Genomic DNA, 245 nt, shown 5'->3' with positions numbered 1-245 from the left:
GTCAGCTGGGACTACGCCAGCGGGTACGCCGACGGAGTCGCGGCGACGGCCGAGCACGAGGAGCCGACCGGAAAGCACGGCGGCCGGCACGCCCGCGACGACTGAGCGCACGTCACCACGCACCGAGCTTGCGGAAGAGCCGGCGGGCGTGGGTCTTGATGGTGTCCTCGGACAGGTAGAGCTCCCGGCCGATCTGGGCGTTGCTCTTGCCCTGGCTCATGCCGGTGAGCACCTGCATCTCGCGC

1 protein-coding gene is annotated in these 245 nt (G+C 70.6%); it reads right to left on the bottom strand.

Annotated elements, in window-relative coordinates:
* Window positions 1-112: 112 nt before the first annotated feature.
* Window positions 113-238, bottom strand: coding sequence for a response regulator transcription factor (locus DCS98_RS22735; RefSeq protein WP_476727149.1), 126 nt, complete (start codon window positions 236-238; stop codon window positions 113-115).
* Window positions 239-245 lie beyond the last annotated feature (7 nt).

Source organism: Blastococcus litoris (assembly GCF_003075095.1).
GTDB classification, from domain to species: Bacteria; Actinomycetota; Actinomycetes; order Mycobacteriales; family Geodermatophilaceae; genus Blastococcus_B; species Blastococcus_B litoris.
Note: the sequence above shows the minus strand (reverse complement) of the source record. Positions and strands in the feature narration are given on the sequence as shown.